Annotated in this window: 19 protein-coding genes and 1 pseudogene; 6 read left to right on the forward strand and 14 right to left on the reverse strand. The window is 43.4% G+C overall.

Annotated features, from left to right (window positions below; translation table 11 throughout):
• Positions 1-21: 21 nt before the first annotated feature.
• From IEW93_RS12355 to IEW93_RS12420, 14 genes and pseudogenes are all read right to left on the reverse strand, one after another.
• Complete coding sequence (locus tag IEW93_RS12355) at positions 22-1,236, reverse strand: type II secretion system F family protein (protein WP_188739635.1); 1,215 nt, start codon at positions 1,234-1,236, stop codon at positions 22-24.
• A gap of 2 nt (positions 1,237-1,238) precedes the next feature.
• A complete protein-coding gene (locus IEW93_RS12360; protein ID WP_188739636.1) occupies positions 1,239-2,999 on the reverse strand; it encodes a GspE/PulE family protein in 1,761 nt (586 codons plus the stop codon).
• Complete coding sequence (locus IEW93_RS12365; protein ID WP_188739637.1) at positions 2,996-4,282, reverse strand: tetratricopeptide repeat protein; 1,287 nt, start codon at positions 4,280-4,282, stop codon at positions 2,996-2,998. The genes IEW93_RS12360 and IEW93_RS12365 overlap by 4 nt, the downstream gene beginning before the upstream one ends.
• Positions 4,282-5,217 (reverse strand): ExeA family protein, encoded by a 936-nt coding sequence (locus IEW93_RS12370; protein ID WP_188739638.1) that lies wholly within the window; start codon positions 5,215-5,217, stop codon positions 4,282-4,284. Before IEW93_RS12370 ends, IEW93_RS12365 begins: the two co-directional genes overlap by 1 nt.
• A gap of 19 nt (positions 5,218-5,236) precedes the next feature.
• Positions 5,237-6,889 (reverse strand): pilus (MSHA type) biogenesis protein MshL, encoded by a 1,653-nt coding sequence (gene mshL / locus IEW93_RS12375; protein ID WP_188739639.1) that lies wholly within the window; start codon positions 6,887-6,889, stop codon positions 5,237-5,239.
• Positions 6,890-6,902: 13 nt separating this feature from the next.
• Complete coding sequence (locus IEW93_RS12380; protein ID WP_373284922.1) at positions 6,903-7,238, reverse strand: MSHA biogenesis protein MshK; 336 nt, start codon at positions 7,236-7,238, stop codon at positions 6,903-6,905.
• Positions 7,222-7,878 (reverse strand): annotated as a pseudogene (locus IEW93_RS12385) (MSHA biogenesis protein MshJ). Before IEW93_RS12385 ends, IEW93_RS12380 begins: the two are co-directional and overlap by 17 nt.
• Complete coding sequence (locus tag IEW93_RS12390; protein WP_188739640.1) at positions 7,875-8,495, reverse strand: PilN domain-containing protein; 621 nt, start codon at positions 8,493-8,495, stop codon at positions 7,875-7,877. Before IEW93_RS12390 ends, IEW93_RS12385 begins: the two are co-directional and overlap by 4 nt.
• On the reverse strand, positions 8,492-9,373 hold the full coding sequence (locus tag IEW93_RS12395) for a biogenesis protein MshI (RefSeq protein WP_223419213.1): 882 nt from the start codon (positions 9,371-9,373) through the stop codon (positions 8,492-8,494). The genes IEW93_RS12390 and IEW93_RS12395 overlap by 4 nt, the downstream gene beginning before the upstream one ends.
• A gap of 434 nt (positions 9,374-9,807) precedes the next feature.
• Positions 9,808-11,715: an RNase E specificity factor CsrD gene (gene csrD / locus IEW93_RS12400; RefSeq protein WP_188739642.1), complete on the reverse strand. Its 1,908-nt coding sequence runs from the start codon at positions 11,713-11,715 to the stop codon at positions 9,808-9,810.
• 297 nt (positions 11,716-12,012) lie between these two features.
• Positions 12,013-13,260 carry a malic enzyme-like NAD(P)-binding protein gene (locus IEW93_RS12405; protein ID WP_188739643.1) on the reverse strand — a complete coding sequence of 416 codons (1,248 nt, stop codon included), beginning with the start codon at positions 13,258-13,260 and terminating at the stop codon, positions 12,013-12,015.
• Positions 13,261-13,689: 429 nt separating this feature from the next.
• Positions 13,690-13,902 (reverse strand): 50S ribosomal protein L31, encoded by a 213-nt coding sequence (rpmE, locus tag IEW93_RS12410; protein WP_188739644.1) that lies wholly within the window; start codon positions 13,900-13,902, stop codon positions 13,690-13,692.
• Positions 13,903-14,052: 150 nt separating this feature from the next.
• A complete protein-coding gene (locus IEW93_RS12415; RefSeq protein WP_188739645.1) occupies positions 14,053-15,300 on the reverse strand; it encodes a hypothetical protein in 1,248 nt (415 codons plus the stop codon).
• Between the two features lie 281 nt (positions 15,301-15,581).
• A complete protein-coding gene (locus IEW93_RS12420; RefSeq protein ID WP_188739646.1) occupies positions 15,582-16,370 on the reverse strand; it encodes a FimV/HubP family polar landmark protein in 789 nt (262 codons plus the stop codon).
• 78 nt (positions 16,371-16,448) lie between these two features.
• On the opposite strand from IEW93_RS12420, the gene priA reads away from it, so the two are divergent.
• The 6 genes from priA (at position 16,449) to IEW93_RS12450 (ending at position 23,769) form a co-directional block, all read left to right on the forward strand.
• The gene (gene priA, locus IEW93_RS12425; protein ID WP_188739647.1) at positions 16,449-18,644 is read left to right on the forward strand and encodes a primosomal protein N'; all 2,196 of its coding nucleotides are present in this window, start codon (positions 16,449-16,451) and stop codon (positions 18,642-18,644) included.
• A gap of 180 nt (positions 18,645-18,824) precedes the next feature.
• Positions 18,825-20,570, forward strand: coding sequence for an arginine--tRNA ligase (gene argS / locus IEW93_RS12430; RefSeq protein WP_188739648.1), 1,746 nt, complete (start codon positions 18,825-18,827; stop codon positions 20,568-20,570).
• Positions 20,570-21,181 (forward strand): SPOR domain-containing protein, encoded by a 612-nt coding sequence (locus tag IEW93_RS12435; RefSeq protein ID WP_188739669.1) that lies wholly within the window; start codon positions 20,570-20,572, stop codon positions 21,179-21,181. Before argS ends, IEW93_RS12435 begins: the two co-directional genes overlap by 1 nt.
• 158 nt (positions 21,182-21,339) lie before the next feature.
• Entirely contained in the window at positions 21,340-21,864 is a 525-nt protein-coding gene (gene hslV / locus IEW93_RS12440; protein ID WP_188739649.1) for an ATP-dependent protease subunit HslV, read from the forward strand.
• A 25-nt stretch (positions 21,865-21,889) separates the two neighbouring features.
• Complete coding sequence (hslU, locus tag IEW93_RS12445; RefSeq protein WP_188739650.1) at positions 21,890-23,215, forward strand: ATP-dependent protease ATPase subunit HslU; 1,326 nt, start codon at positions 21,890-21,892, stop codon at positions 23,213-23,215.
• Positions 23,216-23,382: 167 nt separating this feature from the next.
• The gene (locus IEW93_RS12450; protein ID WP_188739651.1) at positions 23,383-23,769 is read left to right on the forward strand and encodes a gamma-butyrobetaine hydroxylase family protein; all 387 of its coding nucleotides are present in this window, start codon (positions 23,383-23,385) and stop codon (positions 23,767-23,769) included.
• The last annotated feature ends 21 nt before the right edge of the window (positions 23,770-23,790 follow it).

Genomic DNA, 23,790 nt, shown 5'->3' on the forward strand with positions numbered 1-23,790 from the left:
AAGTGTAATGAACATAGCGTGTTAACCACCTTTCACTACTTTTAGCATATCCCACATCGGTAAATAGATACCCAGCGCAAGGATCAGCACAATACCTGCCACAAAACCAATTAAAATGGGTTCTAATTTCGCGGTTAAATTTTTTAAATCGTAATCTACCTCACCCTCATAAAAGTCTGCTGCATCATTTAATAGTTGATCAATTTGGCCGGTTTCTTCACCCACTGCCACCATTTGCAGCACTAACGGAGTAAACAAATGGCTAGCATTAGACACTCTGAGCATAGAATCACCAGACTCAATACCACGGCGCATTCCTACAATCTTGTCATGCATATACGCATTGTCTACCGCATCCGCAACCAGACTGAGAGCCTGGGTCATGGGTACGCCGGCACTTAGCATCATCGAAAAACTGCGGCAATACCGCGACAAGGTAGAGCGCTCAATAATGGAGCCAACAACCGGAATATGCAGTTTCCACAAATCCCATTGTTTTTCGCCTTTTTTAGTATGATGCCAATAGCGGATCCCAACAATAACCCCAACGATGGTCACCAGCATTAACGCCCAATAATTCACAAATAGGTTTGAGGTTGCGATAAGTATCTTTGTTGCCCAAGGTAAATCGGCGCCAAAACGCGAAAACATATCGGCAAATTTGGGAATGACCATAATATTTAAAATAACCATGGCAACTGTAATCGCAATGAGTACAAAAATAGGATAACGCATGGCCGCCTTGATACGTCGGCGGGTTTCTTGCTCACGCTCTATGTAATGCGACAATTGAATAAATGCATCCTCTAATTTACCTGTATTTTCTCCAACGTGGATCATCGATACAAATAGCGAATCAAATACATCTGGGTGCTGGTTCATTGCAGAAGATAGCGGACGACCAGAGGTTAATTGCTCAGAAATATCATCCAGTGCTAATTTCATTCGCGCTGAATGAGTCGTTTCAGACAAACCTGCAATCGCTCGCAATATCGGAATACCCGAACGTGTTAGTGAGTACATTTGCCGAGTAAAAATTTGCAGCTCTTCTAGCGAGACTTTGCTTTGAAATAACGCTACCGAAAACGACTGTTTAGGCTTAACCTCTGTGAGCTCTAGGGGAATTATGCCCCGAGAAAGCAACACATCTGCTGCGGCGCTTTCATTGGCAGACTCCAGCTGCGCCGTAACAGATTTACCTTGTGCATTACGTCCACGATATTGATACGTTGGCATAACTAGGCCCCAATGTCTGGCTGGTTAACAAGATCAGTTGATAACGCCATATTTGACTCGCTGACATCCTCAAACAACTTAGCCACTTCTTCTAAGGTGGTTGTCCCTTGAAATAAATACTCCATCGCTGAATCCGCTAATGGAATAAAATTGGGGCTTCGAACGGCGGCTCTAGCAAAATCTTGTGGGTTACCAGTGCGCATCGCATCAATCATATTTTCATCAAGTTCTAGAATTTCAAAAATACCAATTCGACCACGATACCCCGACCCATTACAGGTTTGACAACCACTACCTACCTTAAACGTAGCACGGTTAATGTCTTGTTTAGTCACACTAGACAGCCAGCTTCGTTCAGCAGCGGAGGGGTGATAATCAACAGCACAATTATGGCAAACTCGTCTAACTAAACGCTGCGCAATAATCACTCTCAGTGCGCTAGCCACCAAATAACTTGCCGCCCCCATATCGAGTAAGCGCAGTGCGCTGGTTACCGCGTCATTGGTATGTAAAGTTGATAATACAAAGTGACCGGTTAATGCGCCTCGCAAGCCAATTTCAACGGTTTCTTGATCACGCATTTCGCCCACCATGATGATATCGGGGTCTTGACGAAGCGTAGTACGCAGCACATTTGAAAAGTTTAAACCAATTTTATGGTTAACCTGCACTTGGTTAATTCGCGGTAACTGGTATTCAACAGGATCTTCTACGGTGATAATCTTTCTATCTGGCGTATTTAACTCGCTTAAAATACCGTATAAGGTGGTTGTTTTACCGCTACCCGTTGGTCCGGTAACAAGTAACATGCCATGAGGACGTTTAATTTGTTTGCGAATGCGCGCCACAATATTTGGCGGCATCCCAGTTTCATCTAAGGTGCGTAAGCCTGTGGTTTGATCTAACAAACGCATCACCACTGATTCGCCATGATAAATCGGCATGGTCGACATACGCACATCAATTTTATGACCTTTAATTTCGATATGAAAACGGCCATCTTGGGGCATACGTTTTTCTGAAATATCCAGACCAGCCATTAACTTAAGGCGCAGCACCAAGGCCGAGGCAATATTGACTTCACTGAGGCTATTTTCATGTAACTGACCATCAATACGTTGGCGAATACGTAACACCTTTTCACCCGGTTCGATATGAATATCCGACGCGCGCATTTGCACGGCATCTTCAAATATCGACTGTAACAATTTAACCACTGTGGTTTCATTGTCGGCATCACCTTCAGTTAAGCTGCTGAGATCAAACATATCATCTGCGGCATATTCTTCTTCAAGCTTGCCTGCAATCTCAGCTATCTGACCCGTTCGGCGATATAAATTGTCAAATGCATCGAGCAATTGTTGCTCAGGCGCCACCGCAAGCATCAATTGTTTTGGGGCAACTAACAGTTCTAAATTATCAATAGCTTGCAAGTCGGCTGGATCGCTCATGGCAACCAAAACATGATCTACTGCATTTTCAACCACTAACGCACGGTAACGTCTGGCCTGTACTTCAGGCAGAATATTAACCACTTCAGCTGCGATGGGTTTGCGGCTAATATCAAGATAAGGCAAATTAAGTTGCTGAGATAAAAACTGAAGCAATTGGTCTTCAGTGATGCAATTTAAATCAATGAGAGTGCGACCTAGTTTTTTCCCGCTGTTACGTTGCTCTGTCAACGCTTGCTGTAATTGTGCTTCGGTAATGATTAGCTCTTGTACCAAAAGATCACCTAAGCGCATCTTTAACTTTGGTTTCATCGGTTTTCTCCTAGTTGAGCTAATCGGGTTTCAATAAAATTCATGGCGGTTGTCGATAATCCTTCATAACTTAAAGCAGAACGATAAGCTTGAGCTGCGGGGATATATTTTTGCTGAGAATCTAATGCGTAACCAAGCCCCATCCACCAGCGAGCTTGCGTTGACTCGACAAGTAACAAGCTGCGATAAGCCTGCTCTGCTAACACAAAATGTTGAGTGCTTTGAGCCAATTCAGTTTGAGCTACCCATTTATCTCTTGCCCAGCTTGAATCATCAGGAATACTCGCCAATGTTGTTAACGCGCTGTCATAAGCCTTTTCTTCTGCCTGGATCCGCGACAAAATCACATAAAACTCCCACTCTCGCGGAAACATACTTATGCCACTTTCTAATAAGCGCATCGCGGTTGTTGGGTTATTTTGCGCATAATAAATTGCCACTAGTTGCTTACGCGCCTTGTGTAAATTTGGCTGTAAAATAATGGCCTCTAAATAAAAGCTTGCTGCGTCATCTAGCTCTTGTGCTTTTTCAGCCTCTAGCGCTTTTCGATATTGCAATTGCGCCATTTGTGCTTTCGTGAGAACCACCTCTTTAACTGTCATATTACTTGGCGTCGATACCAATACGGGCTTTTCTACAGGAGGCTCTATCTCATTTTTTGTTGACGCAACAGCTTGCCCTTTAGGCGTACTTTGAGCCGTTAACTCTACTGTTGTGGTATCTGCCGCGCCCTTGGTTGACGCTTGCGCCGCCGTACTTATTGCTGGAACGGTATTTTGTGCATTGCTATCAAGTTTATCTGCCGGCTTAGCAAGCGTTTCATCGACCATGCTAGTTGACTGATGTTGAGTCATATCAGCCTGAGCCACAATCGATGAGGCTTGTTCATTAACCAATTGGCTTGGCATTGCCGTTTCATTGATTGCTACATCGGCCTCAGGCTCAGCCGCTACCGTATCTGTAGCTGCGCCGCTTAGCTTATTAACGTCATTAATAGGTGCTTGCGGTATTGATTGAGGCGCTAACTCTGCTTTGGCCAACTGAGGTTCATAAGGTGTCTCAGCCTGTTGATACGCTGAAAAACCAAACCAAAGCGCCGGAACTAGCAGCAACAAACCAAGACCAATGGCAATCAAAGGAAAACGCGATGGCTCGGCTTGATAATATTGAACTTGCGGGCGTACAAACTCCCCCGCTGACTGGGAAGATGTCGGTGTTGATTGCTCAGATTCTGGTTTTTGACGCTGCTCTAAATCTCGCAGCATTTTTATTATCACACTCATTAATGCTCACTTATCCGTGTCAACCACTCTGCGCCTACCTCTGTCAATCCCAGCGTTAGCATCAGTGTCAACAATAAAATAATCGCTAACATGCTCGCGCGCGAAAAACCTGTTCGCTCAGTTAAATTAATGTCTTCGGTGTCTCTTATTGCTGCACGGCAATGCTTGGTTAACACCTGCTGGCGGCCCTCTCCATAACATAACAATAAACTTTTATGAGCCAATATATTCACTAATCTAGGGATACCACGTGCTGCTTTGGCTAATAATTTAATATCACTTACGCCAAACAAATTTGGCCCTTGATAGCCGGCAATACTCAGTCGATACTGAATATAGGCCTGTATTTCATCCCAACTTAACGGGCGCAAGTGGTAACTAAAAGTAATACGTTGGCGCAATTGCCTAAATTTAGCTTGTGCTAGACGATTATCCAACTCCGGCTGACCAAACAACACCACCTGCAATAACTTACGGCTCTCGGTTTCTAAATTAGTAAATAAGCGTAACGCCTCAATACTGTCGTCGGGCAACGCTTGAGCCTCGTCTAGCACTAACACCACATGATAGCCCTGATGATTTAGCTCAAGTAAGCGTTCGTGGATCAAACGGGTAAGTTGCTGTTGGTCTAGTTTATTGGGTAACGAGAGCCCTAACTCGGCCGCTACGGCAAAGCGTAATTCTTTTGGGCTTAGGTATGGATTAGGCAAATAAGCGCAATGGTATTGAGTCGGCAGGTCATTCAATAATTTACGGCAAACGAGTGTTTTACCGGTTCCGACTTCACCAGTGACTTTGATAAAGCCCTCACCGGTCTCTAATGCTGTTTGCAACACTTGTAGCGCTTCAACATGGGGCGCTAAACCAAAAAAGAACCCGGTGTTTGGCGTCAACGTAAAGGGAAGTTGCGCCATACCAAAGTGTTGCAAATACATAATTAATTAGGTTCCAAGGTTACTTAGAAGGATACCAGCGCTCAATCAAATCTTGCGAACGCTTTAACTCATCTTTCCAAGTGTCGAGCCCTACCACTGTGGGCTTAAGTAAAATAATTAGCTCCGTTTTTTGTTTAGAACGACTGCGGCTAGTAAACGCTTCGCCCAAAAATGGAATATCTCCTAATACAGGCACTTTCGACACGGTTTCAATGTTTTCACTCTTCATTAAACCACCTATCACAACCACATCGCCTGATGCCGCCCTGATAACAGTGTCTGACTCACGGATCTCACTTTGTGCCAATGGTAACTCTAAGGTTGAGTCGCTAATTTGGATAACTTTGGTTTGCTCTTGTACATCAATCACCGAAGGGTGAACATGCAATAACACGTTACCGTTTTCATCAATTTGCGGGGTAACATCTAACGCAATACCAGAAAAAAACGGAGTAAGTTCAACCTCGGGAGTGGTTACTGTGGTTGTAGACGACACTGTGGTAGTCGACACATCGGTCACGAAATATTCATCATTACCCACTTTAATAACTGCTTTTTGGTTATTTGAGGCCGTAACACGAGGGCTTGAAAGCACATCGACATCACCTTGAGTGTCGAGCAAATTGATCATGGTGCTAAAGTCAGTACCTTGCACATTAATGGTTGTCACACCGCCGATGATTGATGAAATCGTATTGCCTAAGCCTTCACCGGCTGAGGTACTAAAATCAACGTTTGTATTACCAACGTGACCAAGCACATTATCCCATTGAATTCCTTGCTGAAAATCATCAGACAAGGTCACTTCTAAAATTTTAGCCTCTAAAATCACTTGGCGCTGCAAATGGCTTTCTGCTTTGTTTAAAAATGTACGAACCTGTCTTAATTCATTTGGGTACGCTCGGATCGTCACAAGGCCAGCCTGAGGGGTTACAACCACTTGTCGACCTCCACCGGTTTCGCCAATAATCGACACTACCGTTGCTTGCAGCTCACCCCAAAAGTCAGTTTTAGTTTTAGAACTGATAAAAGTGCCATTGCTGCTTTCATTGCTACTAGAATTACTGTTACTGCTCGAACTAGAGTTGGAGTTGTTATTGTTATTATTGCTACTACTTGAGTTATCGTTATCGTCTGAAATGCGCCCTGAACTCACAGACGTCAGCGACAAACCTTCACGCTGCATATACAGGTAATTAAGCGGATATGTTTCGGTTCTCATCCCTGACGGAAACACCCGCAAAATACGCCCCTGACGGCTTACTTCATAACCGTAAATATCTTCAACTACTTGCAAGGCTTCAGACAAGGTAACCGCTTTTAGTGATAACGAAATGCTACCTTGCACATCAGGGTGTACAGCAACACTCAAAGGTGTGTCTTTAACTAAACTTGGGAAAAACACACGGGCATCAACATTGTTAGCCGACACGTCAAAACGGCGCTCAGCAGGTAATGCCTTTGCCGATGCAAGTACATCACTGCCATTTAATTCTCGCTGAACTTCAGCAGGCATTGTTGCCGGTGGCGGCGTAACGGCAGCATTAGCTTGCGCCTGCGCTCTTGACTCAGACAACGCTGATTTTACTGTCTTAGGATCTGGCCTGTCTGTCGTTTGACAAGCAATCAAACACAGCGACATCAGAGGGGTAACATATTTAATTACTTTCATTTTTATTCTTATCCTATCGCTCTGTTATCGACTGAAATAACTGAAGTTTTCTACCATCTGACAAGGTAACACTGTCCTGACCTATAGCGGTAATACGCAGGCCAATACCACTTATACTGTCACCCACGGAGAGAATATTATTATTAATGACAGCATATGCACGCTGCCCATTTACAATGCTATTCAGTACCAAGGCTTGCTGGGAAACATGGCTGGCCTGGGGTGCGGTATAACCTTGGCTAGGTAACGTGGGATCGCGCAAGGTTTGTGCTTCAGCCTGGCTCACAAGCAGTATTATCAAACTACTTGCAGCAACAGCCAAAGTGGTAACACTAATGTTGTTTCGCAACACTGATAAAGTCCTTATTCACACTCAGTGTGTAAAGTTCTAATTGAACCAACGCATTTGGATGTGCTTCAACACGATAATCCAGGCGTTTCCAATAAAGTTTGTCGGGCATATTTTCCACTGCGGAGACAAACGCTAAAATCGCGAAAAAATCACCTTAAAGACTCAGCTTGATGCCATGGCTGAACAAATTAACCGAACTGTTATCGCCCATATCTAATAACGGCGTTGGTGCAATAGAAGCAAAGGATTTCAGCGTGACTCCTTTCACATTGCCCAATAAGTTCGCTAGTACCCTTGGCATATAATCCGCAGGCACCATATCAACCATTTGAGCGTCTAGTTCGGCGTCAACCGCTTGCATTTTTTCGTTTACCAGTTGCAAACGTTGCTGGTAATCCTTGTTAGGGTCTAACTGCAAACGCGCTTCATACAAGGCGATTTGTTGGCGTGATATGTCATTTTCTTGATGTAATGCTGTTAACTGTTTTTGGGTAGTCTGATGTTGTTTCCAAAGAGATTCCAAAGGTAAAAACAACAACATACCAACGACAACCACACTTGCTAGCGCAATTAAAATACGTTCACGCTGACTGAGCTGATTAAATTTTTCACACCAAGTTGCCCATTGTTGCTTCATTGTGAGGGCTCCTTGTCAGAGATTTGGCTGGTTAATTTGAACATTAGCGGCTGATCGTCACCTCTGTCCATCGTCATGGCAGAAAATGCATAACCCTTTAATGTCTCAGTGTTTTTCAATTTATCAATCCACAATGGCACACTCTGAGGATTACGACCGTAACCTTCAAACTCTACCCGTTGCGGCCCATTATCTTGCTGCACAATACTAATATGGCTCAGCCACACATTTGCATCAGCAACGCTGGCCAAGTCGGTCAGCATTGGCGAATACCCTTTACTGATTAGGTTTTGACGCTGGCTCAACTCATCTTTTAAGCGTATTTTAAGCTCAAGGCGTTGCTCTTCTAACTCAACTTGCGCCACTAATGCGCTATCGGGTTTTCTTGCGGCGATTTGTGCTTCTAGAGCAATTTTTTGATCATTTAATTGCACGTTGTCATGGCTAGCTTGCTGTTGTTTGGCCTGTAGTTGTTGTTGCTGCCACATCACTACTCCATACAACACAATAAAAATCACAACAAACAACCCCAACACCGACATAAGACGCGTTAAAGTTAATCGTTGCTGTATAGGTAATAAATTGTCACTGTATAAATTAACGCTGGTTTTTATCACACATCACCTCGAGTTAACTCTTGTAACGCTAACAGAGCCAATAAGCCACTAATACCATCATGGTTTGCGGCATGTACTTTTTGGTTAAAATTAGCGCCTAATAAATTGGCTAGCGCACTGCTGTCACCATCTGCGGCAATGGTAATTGAGGCCACGGGAGCTTGGCGAAGTTGGCTTTCGAAATAATCCATAGACCGCTGGACTTCTAAGCTTAAATTATCAGCAATTTGCTGTTGTAACTCTTGATATGTCGCATTGTTTAGCTGATTAAATCCCCGCACTCGTCGTTGCATTAACACTTCATCAGCCTTGACCACCATAAGCAGTAATTCCTGCTGCGGCAAATGCGCAACCATCATGTGCGCCATATTGTCATTGGGCAATATGTGCCTGAGGACTAACTCTTCAATGCTAATGCCAGCAATCGTTAAGCCGTTTACCTCACAAGCCGACACTATCTGCATCATTAATTCACGACTCGTCACAACGACATTCACTTTAGCGCTAGGAATAATGCTGGACTCAAAATAATCTAAATGTATATTGCCTACCGGTTCAGACACCATGTCTTTCACCGCCCAAATTAATGCTTGCGCAATTTCTGCTGGCTCCACATTGGGTTTATCTGCTTGTAAAAGTTGGTAATGAGCATAAGACAAGACCAATTGCATCCGCACATGGCCAAATTGATCTTTTACCTTTTCAAAGGCCTGGTTCCAGTTATGTTTTGTGACGGGAATTTGCGTGATTACATGAGTAGATGTACCTTTTTGGGGCTTACAGACCCACAATGAACTGTCGGCGACAAAAACACCGATATCACCCGTTGCGTTGGATGACTTCCAGAAGGCCAATTTACTCAACAAACCACTTTTCATTACGCATCCCATACTCACTAACGTGATAATTATTCTAGATTATTGGTTTACTATACGATGAAAAACTAACAAAAACCTAGTCTAAGCCCAAAATACTGAAGAAATGATGACTAGGGCGTGTTTATCTTTGCAGGTGAATGCTGTTCAAGATAAAAACGGATTAAGCGTGACCGGTGGATGCAGCCTTGCAATCTAAGTAACATTTGCTCAATAAAGCTAAATCCGTTTTAACCGCCCCTTCAGGCCGCATTTGTTGTGCATTTAATCTTTAAGTGACACCCAATAAAATGACCGACACTTAAGCTAACCAGCAATATAATGTTTTAATTTTGTTATAATAATAGCAATATAGCATACCTTTCTAAAGTAGAGCGCAATCGCAACATAAACAAGACTTTTTACATGTACAGACCAAGGTTTGATTATTTCTCAAACTAACGGTCAACAATTTGCTCTAAATACTCACCCTGAGCTGCACTTACACCTAAAATTTTCAATGTTTGCCATTCTTCAAAGCACTCAACCCCTTCTGCAATCACTTTAACTTCTGCGCGATATAAACCACCAATCAAACTACGAATAAAAAGCTGATTTTCAGACCGTTGATGCACCTGCCTCACAATTGAACGATGCAACTTAACCAAATCAAAGTGATACTCTTGGATATAATGAGTGCCAACAACATGCTGCCCAACATGATCTACCGCCAATTTTGCTCCCATTTTTTTCAGCATATCTAAGGCCTTAACCAACGCAGGATTGCTTTGATGTTTAACAATAATGTCTTCTGATATTTCAAAGATAAGCCTAGCGGCTAGAGGTCGATGCTCAAGCAAAGTAGATTGTATCCAACGCACAAATGCCCGGCTCACCAAGGTATCTAAACTCAAATTGATACAGTAAGTCGCCTCATTGTTAGGCATTAATCTAAACAATACTTGCTCGATTATCTGCCGTTCAATTTGCGGCATTAAGCCACACTTGTTGGCCATAGGAATAAATAAAGTCGCACGTACGTCATTACCTTGGTTATCGCGCGCCCGGCTAAATACCTCATAATGCAATACCCGATTATCGCTATCGACAACGGCTTGTTGCAGGGTAAAGAAACGTTTTGCTACTAATGCATTTTCAAGAAAACTGCGCCACCTAACCGAGCCCTTGGCAATTTCTTCATCAACTGCGCCTTTGTCATACATAAACCAGTTATTCACACGCTGTAGCTGAGCCGCACGCAGTGCCATTTCAGCTTCTTCAATGAGTTGAACTTGTAAATCACCAGCTTTAAAAAACGCGCTACCTAAATGCAAAAAGTTATCAGGGTTGCCCAAACCATAAAAAGGTAAGGCCAGGCAGGTTTTAAGCACTCGCTGAGCCAATTGATCTGCTTCTGCCAGCGATAATTGTGGGATCACAATAACTAATTGTTGATAACTACGGCGGGCAAAAATACTGTCTTCATATTGTGCTAACACCGAGGTGATTGCCTCAGTCGTTAAGGTAAACATTGCTTTTAAACCGCTTTCGCCTAACTCTTCTTCAACAAGATCCATGTCGTCAAATTCAATCAACATCAGCACGCCATGAGCAATCATTTTTTGATTATGACTTAATGCATCCAGGCGGTTTTGAAAAAAGATTGCATTACCAATTTGCGTTTGTTTGTCTAAAAAAGTGTCTTTACGAATAAACTGATCTAAACGCCCACGCTCTTTATGAGCATCATCTAAATCGCTCAACAGCTTTGTTATCGCTCGATTAATTATTCTGGGTTTGCCATTTGTCGACTGTTGCGTGGCTTGCGCTAAATTACCCTCTAAAATGAGCTTGCTGCGTAAAGCAAGTTGCTCAATACCATCAAGCTCGCGGGAATACCAACCATGACCAAAACGGACAAAAATACCAATCGCAATAAACCCCACAATCAGCGCTAGCCACTCAGACCAACCAAGGTGGTGAAGTGCAAAAGGCGGTGGCATGGTAAGTGTTAACAGTAAGCCATTTTCAAGTTGGTTCTGGTATAAGGTGAGACGATTTCTGGCCACACTGGGGGTTTCTTGATGATATTCATAAAGTATCTCCCCGCCCTGGCTCAGCGTAAAATCAACAGCATTATACGCGGACAGCACCGGAGGTAACCAAGTTGCAAATTGACTATTTGTCGACTGTTTACTGTGTTCAACCAATATGGTTTCTAACTCAGTCACTTTTTGTTGCTGAAAAGCATACGTGAGCTGTATAAAACTCATTACTGCGCAAAGAAGAAACACAAACGCGACAGCTGCTAATGAAAGTAACCAAAAACTGGTTATTTTTTTTGTAAGGATCTTGGTGAGTTTCATTTATCCGCTATCCTGCTGGATTTATTTTTATGGTCTAGAGCATGTTGATCGTTGCAGGTTGAATGTTGTTCGAGACAAAACGGATTAAACGCGGCGAGTAAATTGCCGCTTAACAACCTCGGATCCCTTTTTAGCCCTATCTTTCGCGGTAAAAACACCTTGAAAAATCAACACCCCCTAACTCAAATCCGCATCAGTATAACGATTGCGCTACAGAAGTTCACTGTTCGTTTAAGCCCATGTAATAAAAAAGGGGCTTTCGCCCCTGTTTACTTATCGTCTAGTTCGCATAATTCTTTAGACGTTATATTCGCTCGGCAATGTGGTGATTTTTGCTACGCCAGAATCGATTGCGGCTTGAGAAACGGCGCGAGCTACAATCGGAAGCAATCGCGGGTCCATTGGTTTTGGCAAAACATAATCAGCACCAAAGCTTAATGACGTCACTTTAGGGTAAGCGGCGAGTACGTCTGCGGGGACAGGTTCTTTAGCTAAATTAGCGATTGCGTACACTGCCGCTAATTTCATTTCGTCGTTTATTACCGATGCGCGTACATCTAATGCGCCTCTAAAAATAAACGGGAAACACAATACATTATTAACCTGATTAGGGTAGTCACTACGTCCTGTACCCATAATTAAATCCTGACGAATGGCATGAGCCAGCTCAGGCTTAATTTCAGGGTCAGGATTAGAACAGGCAAAAATAACCGGATTAGGTGCCATAAGGGCGATATCTTCAGCGGTTAACAAATCAGCGCCCGACAACCCTAAAAATACATCTGCGTCTTTAATCACATCTTGTAAGGTGCGCTTGTCAGTATTATTAGCAAACAGTGCTTTATATTCGTTTAAATCTTCACGACGAGTATGAATAACCCCTTGTCTGTCGAGCATGTAAACATTTTCGCGCAGCGCTCCACACTTTACTATCATGCTCATACATGCGATAGCGGCAGCACCAGCCCCTAAACAGACAAATATTGCATCATCAATTTTTTTTCCTTGAATTTCTAACGCATTCAACATCCCCGCAGCGGTAACAATAGCCGTACCGTGCTGATCATCATGAAACACAGGAATATTACAGCGCTTAATTAACTCTTGTTCAATTTCAAAACATTCTGGCGCTTTAATGTCTTCTAAATTAATGCCACCAAAAGTGTCGGCGATTGACTCGACAGTATTGATAAAGTCTTCAGTGGTGCGATGTTTCACTTCAATATCGATTGAGTCAATGTTGGCAAAACGCTTAAATAAAAGCGATTTACCTTCCATTACAGGTTTTGAAGCTAATGGGCCTAAATTACCAAGGCCTAAAATAGCTGTGCCATTAGAAATAACAGCAACCGTATTGCCTTTATTGGTGTAGCGGTAAGCATTTTCAGGATTAGAGGCTATCTCTCTAACAGGCTCTGCAACTCCTGGGCTGTATGCTAATGCAAGATCATGACTAGATTGAGCCGGTTTAGTTAAACATACTGCCGTTTTGCCTGGTACGGGGAATTCATGATAATCGAGTGCTTGTTGACGAATATCTGACATTGTATACATCCTGAAATGCGCGATTGAGTAAAATTGTGACTAGCATCTCAAATAGTACTGATAATGCTAACCGTCGAAACATTTTGTAACGATACGCTATTGCAGTGTTGATATAAATCAAAAAGTAAGTGATAGGATGTGTTGCCGAGCAAAATTTAGCTTAGGTTTTGTTAATCAAACTAAACGAACATGAATATATATAAATCAAAGAGTTAAAAATGTAGGAAAATAACAAGATTTAAGAGAATAAACGCTTTTAAGCGGCATTATTTGTTATTTATTTTGCTTAAATAACAATAAAAGGACTTTTAAGCTTTTTTGTATTGTTTATCACCAAAAAATAAGTTTCCACGACAGCACAATGTCTGCATCGGCATGTAAAAACAAAAAAGGCGCCCAAGGCGCCTTTTAACGTTAATTGCTAGGCAATTACTTTTTACCAAGCACACCAAAACGCTTGTTGAACTTGTCGATACGACCACCAGTGTCAACAACTTTCTGAGTACCAGTGTAGAATGGGTGACATGCACCACAAACGTCTAAGTGTAAATCTTTACCAACAGTAGAGTTTACTTTAATGACGTTACCACAAGTACAAGTTGCAGTGATTTCAGCGTAATTTGGGTGAATACCAGTTTTCATTGGAGTACCTTAAATTGAAGGCCATGTCGCTATCACAACCCGAAGTTGGACACCACATGAAGTTAATAACAATATGTTTTAGGCGCGAGATAATACAGTGTCTAACAAGCACAAACAAGTAGAATTTATAAACACTCGCCACTCAGAACATTATGATTGCCTTTGTTTGCGTTCAAGCGCTTCATAAGTCAGTTTATCTTTAGCCGCATCTTGGTACTTTAATAACACCGTATTTGATGGGCAATCTAAGTGGCTATCTGCCATTAATAGATAAATTTTCTGTTTATAAAATGCATCAGGGTTAGCATCGAATATCGCCAACATTGCCCCATAAACATTCGTGTTGAGTTGTTGGTGGTTACGCACAGCAACACGCCACAGGTTATCTTTTGGCAATTTATCTATTGAACACAGCTGCACATTTTGCGGTTCAACAATTTGCGATTTAACAACATTGACGCCATCGCTTACTGGAATGTCAGTGCTAATTCTGCTGTGGTCTACTAAATTTTCTACTGGTTTTTCAACGATAAGTGGCTCTTCAGCAATGACTTGAGTAGCGGCTTTGACCACTATTGGACCTCGGCCTTGCTGACTCGCCACAAGATTATCGAATGTGGCTCTATCGACTGCAACATTTTGGTACTTTACAAGGATGCTGGCAGGCGGACAACGCAACGAGCTTTCCATTTGTAACATGCTGATTTTATTTTGATAAAAAGCTTGTGGGTTAGCTTCATATAACGCCAACATTGCGCCATAGATATTTGAACCCCATTGTTTACGGTATCTCACCGCAATTTTCCACAATGAGTCATTAGGCTGCTTAAGAATATTACACCCTTCTAATAACTCCTGCGTTGCCGCGAGCATTGGGGTTTGAGCAACGACTTTGGTGGTTGTGGTTGGTACTGAGGCATTTATTGGCGTAGTTTGCACAGCAACCTTGGCTGGTGCGGCTTGTGCGACTATTGGCGATGACGCCGGAGACTTCATTTTTTTTATCGCAACAGGCTGATGATCGCTAATTGGAGAAACTGGATTAAACAATGGGACTGGAGAATATTGCTGCCATTTCGCGTTACGGTATTCTGAGACAATTAATGCCGCATCCGGATCGCGCAACTGCTCTTTGCCAGACAAAGTGAACACATCACTACCTTGCCTTTCAACATCAAGCTTTTCTAGCACAATACTATCTTGGTAAATCTGACGTAAATAAAAGGTCAATCGAGATAAATCATGGTGTTCAGTAACAACATTAACGGTTAATGTGGGTAATTGACCTTGTTTAAAAGCGGCTGTCTCAATACTAATATGACTGACTTCTGCAATTACCGCTGGAACATACCCCACAGCGAATAATGCCATTATGGCTAACACCTTTGCGCCTTTCATCAAATCAATCCTTTACTTAAAACCGGCCTCAAGACAGCGCAACTGACGCTGTAATTTCAGTGAATACAGACTTTATTATTGTTTTATCATCATCACGATAATATTGTTAAATTATTTACACATCGTCTTATTTTGTTTAAATAACCTGTATTAATGCTAGCAACTATATAAATTAACATTCACTGCTGCAACCAATTACTGACACTACAGAGTAATTACTCAATACTTTGTTCAACTAATCACAGTTAACTCGTTAATTTAGGCACATTGTGCTTTAAACGTTATTTCGCAGCATGTTTAGCCTCTATCACTTCAAACACTTCTCTATCTACTGCTTTATTGTCATATTGAGCCAATATTGCTGAAGACGGACACACCAAAGGGGCGTTTTTCAATAATAAATGAATTTTTTGCTTTGAAAAAGAGAGTAAATTTGCCTCAAATATTGCTAACATCGCACCGTATACACTGGTATTCCACTCATTTTTATAGCGTTCAGCAATTCGCCACAACGTATCCGAATTATCTTTAATTATCTGGCAATGACCCGATGTATTCTGGCGTGCAACTGCATTATCATCGGTTGTCGTTTTAGCTGCTATTGCAGTCTGCTGCGTGTTTTGCGGCGCGTCGTCAGCTGCCGTGACTAACTGAGTACTACCAAACGCTTTACTCTCAACCCGCACGGCACTAGCAAAAGACAACGGGGCGTCAAACAGGGCAATAACGGCTAATACCACTGTGTTACTCGCATGGCGCTCCATAATAATTACCTGGGCATTTGGGTCGGTAACCGTTTTAGCACCTGTGATTTGTAACAAAAAACGATTAATAGGCTCAACCGTTAACTCTTGTTGTTGCATCGCGCCATCGACTTTTTGGCGAAGATAAAAACTCAACTGTGACCAATCATCATTTTGGGCCACTAGATTAACTTTTAACAAAGGGGGCTGGTCCAGCTCAGATTGCCGACTATTAATGCTAACGTGATTAACCTGTGCCAATACTGGTTGAGCATTTGCCCATAAACCAAAGCTAACACACAAGACCATAATGAGTCTTTTACACATAACACTGCCCTATCTCTTTGATGACACTTAGAGGTAAACTGATAACAATCCCTAATAAATCAGATAATGTGAAGCCCTATGCCAATGTTTGTTGAAGTCGCCTTACCTGTGCCCTTACGCCAAAATTTTAGTTACCGCGTAAAAGACGAGCAACAAACAATAGTGCAAGTAGGACTGCGAGTAAAAGTACCTTTTGGCCGTCAACAACTGATTGGTTTAATCACCGCCATTACCGATACTTGTGATTTAGCACCGCAGCAAGTTAAATCTGTCACCGCTTTGCTAGATGATGCCCCAATACTGCCAGAGTCGCTATATAAATTAACGCTTTGGGCGGCACGATATTATTTTACCTCCCAAGGACAAATGCTCAGCCAAGCACTTCCTGTGGCACTGCGTAAAGGATTAGATGCAACACCACAAGCCATAGTGGAATATCACTTAACCGAACAAGGTCGCCAGGCAGAGCCAAGCGTACTTAACCGAGCGCCAGCCCAAAAAAAACTCTTTGAGTTATTGCTAGCAAATCCGCTAACCCAAGATGAGCTGACCACTCAAGCCTTAAGTAAATCAGCCCTTAAAGCATTACAAGACAAAGGCTGGATAGAACAAAAAAGTGCGCACATCACTCACGATTTAAGCTGGCGTCACAAGCTGCAAATGAACGAGTCGCCACACAAGTTAAATAAACAGCAAGCTGTAGCGGTTTCTGTGCTAACACAACAAAAAGGGTTTCATTGCACCTTACTAGAAGGCGTTACTGGCTCGGGGAAAACCGAAGTCTATTTAACCTTGCTCGAAACCATTTTAAAACAAGGCAAACAGGCACTGATTTTGGTGCCAGAAATAGGCTTAACCCCACAAACCATAAATCGCTTTAAACGCCGCTTTGAGGTAAACGTCGCGGTGATTCATTCAGGGCTCACCGACAATCAACGCCTGGAGGCCTGGCGACAAGCTCGCGTGGGCGAAGCGGCCATTATTATTGGCACCCGTTCAGCGCTGTTCACCCCAATGGCGTTTCCTGGTCTTATCATTTTAGATGAAGAACACGACAGTAGCTTTAAACAACAAGAAGGGGTGCGCTACCATGCGCGCGACTTAGCCGTTATGCGTGGCCATTTAGAAGACGTTCAAGTGGTACTTGGATCAGCAACACCCTCGCTTGAAACTCTACAAAATGCGATATCGGGCCGTTATCATCACCTTGAGTTAAGTGAACGTGCGGGGGTGGCACAAAAAGTAAAACAAGGCACCATCGATATTACCTCACAGCCCTTAAAAGCCGGCATGTCAGCATCATTAATTAACGAAATGCGCATGCACCTTGATGCTGGCAACCAAGTGTTGTTGTTTTTAAACCGTAGAGGATTTGCCCCAGCCTTGTTGTGCCACGAATGTGGCCATTTACACGAGTGCGATCGCTGCGATGCTTTTTTTACTGTGCATCAAGGCTTAAACGAAATTTGCTGTCATCACTGCGGCAATCAATATGCTATTCCTAAGCAATGCCACCAATGCGGAAGCACCATGTTAATGGGGCACGGTTTAGGCACAGAACAGCTCGAGCAAGAGCTGGTTAAGCTGTTTCCGCAGCATCCGGTTGTGCGTATTGACCGCGACACAACGCGCCGAAAAGGCTCCCTTGAGCAACAGTTACAAGGGATTTACATGGGTAAATATAAAATTTTGGTGGGTACTCAAATGCTGGCCAAAGGGCATCATTTTCCCGATGTAACATTAGTGGGTTTACTTGATGTTGACGGTGCATTATTTAGTGCCGATTTTCGTGCGCCTGAGCGATTTGGCCAGCTCTATACTCAAGTATCTGGCCGTGCAGGGCGGGCCGACAAACCCGGTAAAGTGCTACTGCAAACCCACCAAAGTGATAACCCTATTTTGCGCGACTTGCTGCAACGAGGTTATGGCGAATTTGCCCGCAGCCAGCTGTCTGAACGCCAACAAGCATTATTGCCCCCCGCTTGGCACATGGTGTTAATTCGTGCAGAGGCGCATTTAGCTCAAGATGCCGATGCCTTTTTAGCCCAAATAAGCCAACTCATTCCTCAGGATAACGAGCTTGAGGTTATTGGGCCCATTCCAGCGCCATTAGACCGCAAAGCCGGAAAATACCGCCGCCAGTTAATGCTGCAAGCCAAAAGTCGCCAACAACTTCAGAGCGTCTTTGAACAGGTCCTTAGCCAAATGGAACAACTCCCAGAAGCGAAACGATGCCGCTGGACGATTGATCGCGACCCACAAGATTTAATGTAATACCACAGTGTCATCATTACTTATAACCTCTGTAATACCGTTCATTTAGATTGTTATTCAGGTTTATGATAAAAAAACCAATATTTCCGCCAAAGCAGATAGCAATCGTACCCCATAAACGGCTAAAATACGCGGTTCCGTCATGTCATTCATTTAACGAGTTAGTGCAAGCAAACGCCCATGAAATCACATATTGAATCTTTACTAGAACAAACCCTCGAATCTTTTAAACAGCAAGGTATTGTGCCAGCTGATTTTCAAGCACGCATTCAGGTCGATCGCACTAAAGATAAAAGTCATGGAGACTTAGCGACTAACCTGGCAATGATGCTGACCAAAGTAGCCCAAAAGAACCCGCGCGAACTTGCCCAATTGATTATCGACAATTTACCGACGTCATCGCACGTTGCTAAAGTTGAAATTGCAGGCCCAGGTTTTATTAACTTTTTTATCGACGACAATGCATTAGCCAATCAACTACAACACGCCTTAAACGATGAACACTTAGGCGTAGCCTTACCGGCTAAACAAACTATCGTTGTCGACTATTCATCGCCAAACCTCGCCAAAGAAATGCACGTTGGCCATTTACGCTCAACCATCATTGGTGACAGCGTTGTCCGTGCGCTTGAGTTTTTAGGTCATAACGTGATTCGCCAAAACCACGTGGGAGACTGGGGCACGCAATTTGGTATGTTATTGGCATACATGGAAGAATTACGTGCCGCCAATGGCGAACAAGCGCAAATGGAATTGTCAGACTTAGAAACGTTTTACCGTGCAGCCAAAGTCCGTTTTGATGAGTCAAGTGAGTTTGCCACTCGTGCACGCCAGCTAGTGGTTGCCTTACAATCGGGCGACGAATACTGCAATAAACTGTGGCGTGAGTTTAACGACATCTCACTCAGTCACTGCCATGAAGTTTATCAGCGTCTTGGTGTGAGCTTAACCCGTGCTGATGTTCACGGCGAAAGCGCATACAACGCAGACCTTGCCCAAGTGGTTAACGATTTAGACGCCCAAGGTTTACTAAGCGAAAGTAATGGCGCTAAAGTGGTGTTCCAAGAAGAGTTTCGCACTAAAGAAGGCGAGCCATTACCGGTTATTATTCAAAAAGCTGATGGCGGTTACCTATATGCCACATCCGATTTAGCCGCCATGCGTTACCGCTCAAACGTACTCAAAGCCGACCGTGCCATGTACTTTGTTGACTTACGCCAAGCACTGCACTTTCAACAGGTATTTAGCCTAGCTAAACTGGCAAAATTTGTTCGTGAAGACATGTCTTTAGAGCACACAGGCTTTGGCACCATGAACGGCGAAGATGGCCGCCCCTTTAAAACCCGCTCAGGCGGTGTGGTTAAACTCGTCGACCTACTAGACGAAGCCAACGTGCGCGCGCTTGAACTGGTTCGCAGCAAAAATCCAGACATGGACGAGGCAACAATCACTGAAATCGCACGTGTCGTGGGTATTAGCGCAGTAAAATACGCTGACTTATCGAAAAACCGCACTAGCGATTATATTTTCAGCTTTGAGCAAATGTTAAGTTTTGAAGGCAACACCGCACCATACTTGCTATATGCCTACACCCGTGTAGCCGGTATTTTTAAACGTGTTGAAGACATCGACTTAAGCCAGGCAAAAATTACACTTGAGCACGAAAAAGAAAAAGATTTAGGCACTAAACTAGCCCAATTTGGTGAAGTGTTAACCCGCATGACCGACAAAGGTTTGCCTCATGTACTGTGTGGCTACCTATACGAGTTGGCCAGTGAGTTTTCAAGCTTTTACGAGGCATGTCCAGTATTAGCCGCTGACACCGAAGAACAAAAGCAAAGCCGTTTACTGCTATCGCAATTAACCGCTAAAACACTAAAAACAGGCTTGTCATTGCTTGGCATTGACACGTTAGAGCGGATGTAATCATGAGTCGTGACTACGCAAACCGCAAACCTAATACAAGCAAACCACGTAAAAGCCGTGCGCCACAGCGTAAAAAAGCGCCCACGGGCGGTTTTCCGTATCTGCCTGTATTTGTTGTGTTAGCGCTTGTTGCAGGCTTTGGTTACTTTTTATGGTCGATCAACGGTAGCTCTGAAACCCAAGTAACAGAGCCCGTGCAGCAACCCAAAAAGAAAACGGTAAAAGCTGAAGCAGAGCCAAAAGCCGAAGTGAAAAAAGTAGCTAAACCCGATCCAAATGAGTTGCCACCAATGCCTCAAGAAGAATGGACCTACCTTGAAGAGCTAGAAAACAAAGAAGTTGAAATTGATTTACCCGCAACGGGCGTAGTTTCTAGCGGCATTTATCAAATGCAGTGTGGCTCGTTTAGGCAAGAGTCACAAGCCAATGAAATGAAAGCCCGCATTGCATTTCAAGGTATGGAAGCACAGGTACGTCGCAGCGAAGGCGCCAACGGTATTTGGTATCGTGTCGTGCTTGGCCCCTTCCCGAGCAAACGCGAAGCGGAAACCAATCGCCATAAAATGCAAAAAGCAGGTATCAACACCTGTCAAATTTGGTTATGGCAATAACGCTTTTCAATCGACTAACGCGGTAAACTTTCATCAGCCCTGTTCACTTGAACGGGGCTTTTTTTATTGTGTCCTTGATATCTCTTCTTTTGGCCCCATATCCATTTTAATCATGAATCAACAATTGCATTCGTTGATGCATTAAAAGAGGATTTTCCGTGACTACTATCGTATCTGTTCGTCGCAATAACCAAGTTGTCATCGCTGGTGATGGCCAAGTATCTTTAGGCAATACCGTCATGAAAGGCAACGCTCGAAAAGTGCGTCGCTTGTATCATAATAAGGTGTTAGCTGGTTTTGCAGGCGGTACTGCCGATGCTTTTACTCTTTTTGAGCGCTTTGAAGCCAAGCTAGAAATGCATCAAGGCCATTTATTAAAGTCAGCTGTTGAGCTCGCCAAAGATTGGCGCACCGACAGAATGCTGCGCAAACTCGAAGCCATGCTCGTGGTGGCCGACGCAGAAGCCTCATTAATTATTACCGGAAACGGCGATGTGGTGCAGCCAGAGCACGACCTTATTGCCATTGGCTCAGGTGGCAACTATGCCCAAGCAGCCGCACTTGCACTTTTACAAAATACCGAACTCAGCGCCCAAGACATTGCAGAAAAGTCTTTAACAATTGCTGGCGACATTTGTGTATTTACTAACCAATTTAAAACTATCGAAAAGTTAGATTACTAATTCGAGCGTTAATAAAGGAACAGTTATGTCTGAAATGACTCCTCGTGAAATTGTTCACGAACTAGATTCACATATCATCGGCCAAAAAAATGCCAAACGCTCGGTAGCGGTAGCCCTTCGTAATCGCTGGCGCAGAATGCAACTTGAGCCAACGTTGCGCCATGAAGTCACCCCCAAAAACATCTTAATGATTGGCCCTACAGGTGTGGGTAAAACCGAAATCGCCCGTCGTCTTGCCAAATTAGCTAATGCGCCCTTTATTAAAGTCGAAGCGACAAAATTTACCGAGGTAGGTTATGTTGGTAAAGAAGTTGAGCAAATCATCCGTGATTTAACCGACTCAGCGGTGAAAATGACCCGCGAGCAACAAATGAAAAAGTGCCGTCATCGCGCTGAAGAAATGGCAGAAGAGCGTATTTTGGATGCGTTATTGCCAGCACCTAAAGATGACTGGGACACAGAAAAGAAAGATGACTCGAATACTCGTCAAATATTTCGCAAAAAGCTGCGCGAAGGCCAATTAGACGACAAAGAAATCGAAATCGATATAGCCGCGCCGCAAATTGGTGTTGAAATCATGGCACCACCAGGCATGGAAGAAATGACCAATCAGTTACAAGGGTTATTCCAAAATCTTGGCCAAAGCACCTCAAAACGCAAAAAGCTTAAAATTAAAGATGCCTACAAACAATTAGTCGAAGACGAAGCAGCAAAGCTGGTTAATCAAGAAGATCTTAAAGAGCAGGCTATTGAACTTGTTGAACAAAATGGCATTGTATTTTTAGACGAAATCGACAAAATTTGTAAGCGTGGTGAAAGCTCAGGCCCAGATGTGTCACGCGAAGGCGTACAGCGCGATCTATTGCCGTTAGTAGAAGGCTGCACGGTAACCACAAAACACGGCATGGTGAAAACAGATCATATTCTGTTTATTGCCTCGGGCGCATTCCAGATGTCAAAACCATCGGATTTAATCCCAGAGTTGCAAGGACGTTTACCTATTCGGGTTGAATTAGACGCCCTAACCGCCAGTGATTTTAAACGTATTCTCACCGAACCTAACGCCTCATTAACAGAGCAAATTATTGCGTTAATGGCCACAGAAGGTGTGACAATTGAGTTTACCGAGTCGGGTATTGAGCGCATCGCAGAAGCCGCATGGCAAGTAAACGAGCGCACTGAAAATATCGGCGCACGCCGTTTGCACACCGTAATGGAAAAGCTGATGGAAGAGATCTCGTATGACGCCTCTGAAAAGTCAGGTTCCACGTATGTGATTGACGCGAAATACGTAGACGATCATCTTGATACCTTGGTACAAGATGAAGATTTAAGCCGCTTTATTTTATAAGTGATTTAAGCTAAATCGCCTTTACTGGTATACGGCCTAAAGGCGAGTGTGAAAATCGATTTAAACCGACATCACGAATGCAAATGACAACAATAGGATTAACTGCAAAGTCGCGTATGATGATAATCTGCGATTTAGCGTTAATCCTTTTTTTCACAGGTATTCTCATGACTCAATCAACGCCAACCGTTACAGGCATTAAGCTTAAGCGTCAATCCAAGTTACTTGAAGTCACATTCGATAACGGACAAACCCACAGCATTAGCTGTGAAATGCTGCGAGTATTCTCCCCATCGGCTGAGGTACAGCGTCATGGCGACCCTATATTAGTGACTCACAAAAAAGCCGTAAACATCACCGCGATTGAGCCTGTAGGCCATTATGCGGTTAAAATTGTGTTTGATGATGGCCACGATACCGGTTTGTATTCTTGGCAAGTGCTATACAATTTATGCAGTAATCAAGCCGAGCTATGGCAGCAATATTTAGCCAGATTGCGGGCAGAAAAAGGTTCGCGCGAGCCACTGATTAATATGAATATAAAGTATTCGTAGCAGTAGTCGCGTTAACGCTTT

Origin of the sequence: Shewanella inventionis, assembly GCF_014641855.1 — a bacterium.
Lineage (GTDB): Bacteria > Pseudomonadota > Gammaproteobacteria > Enterobacterales > Shewanellaceae > Shewanella > Shewanella inventionis.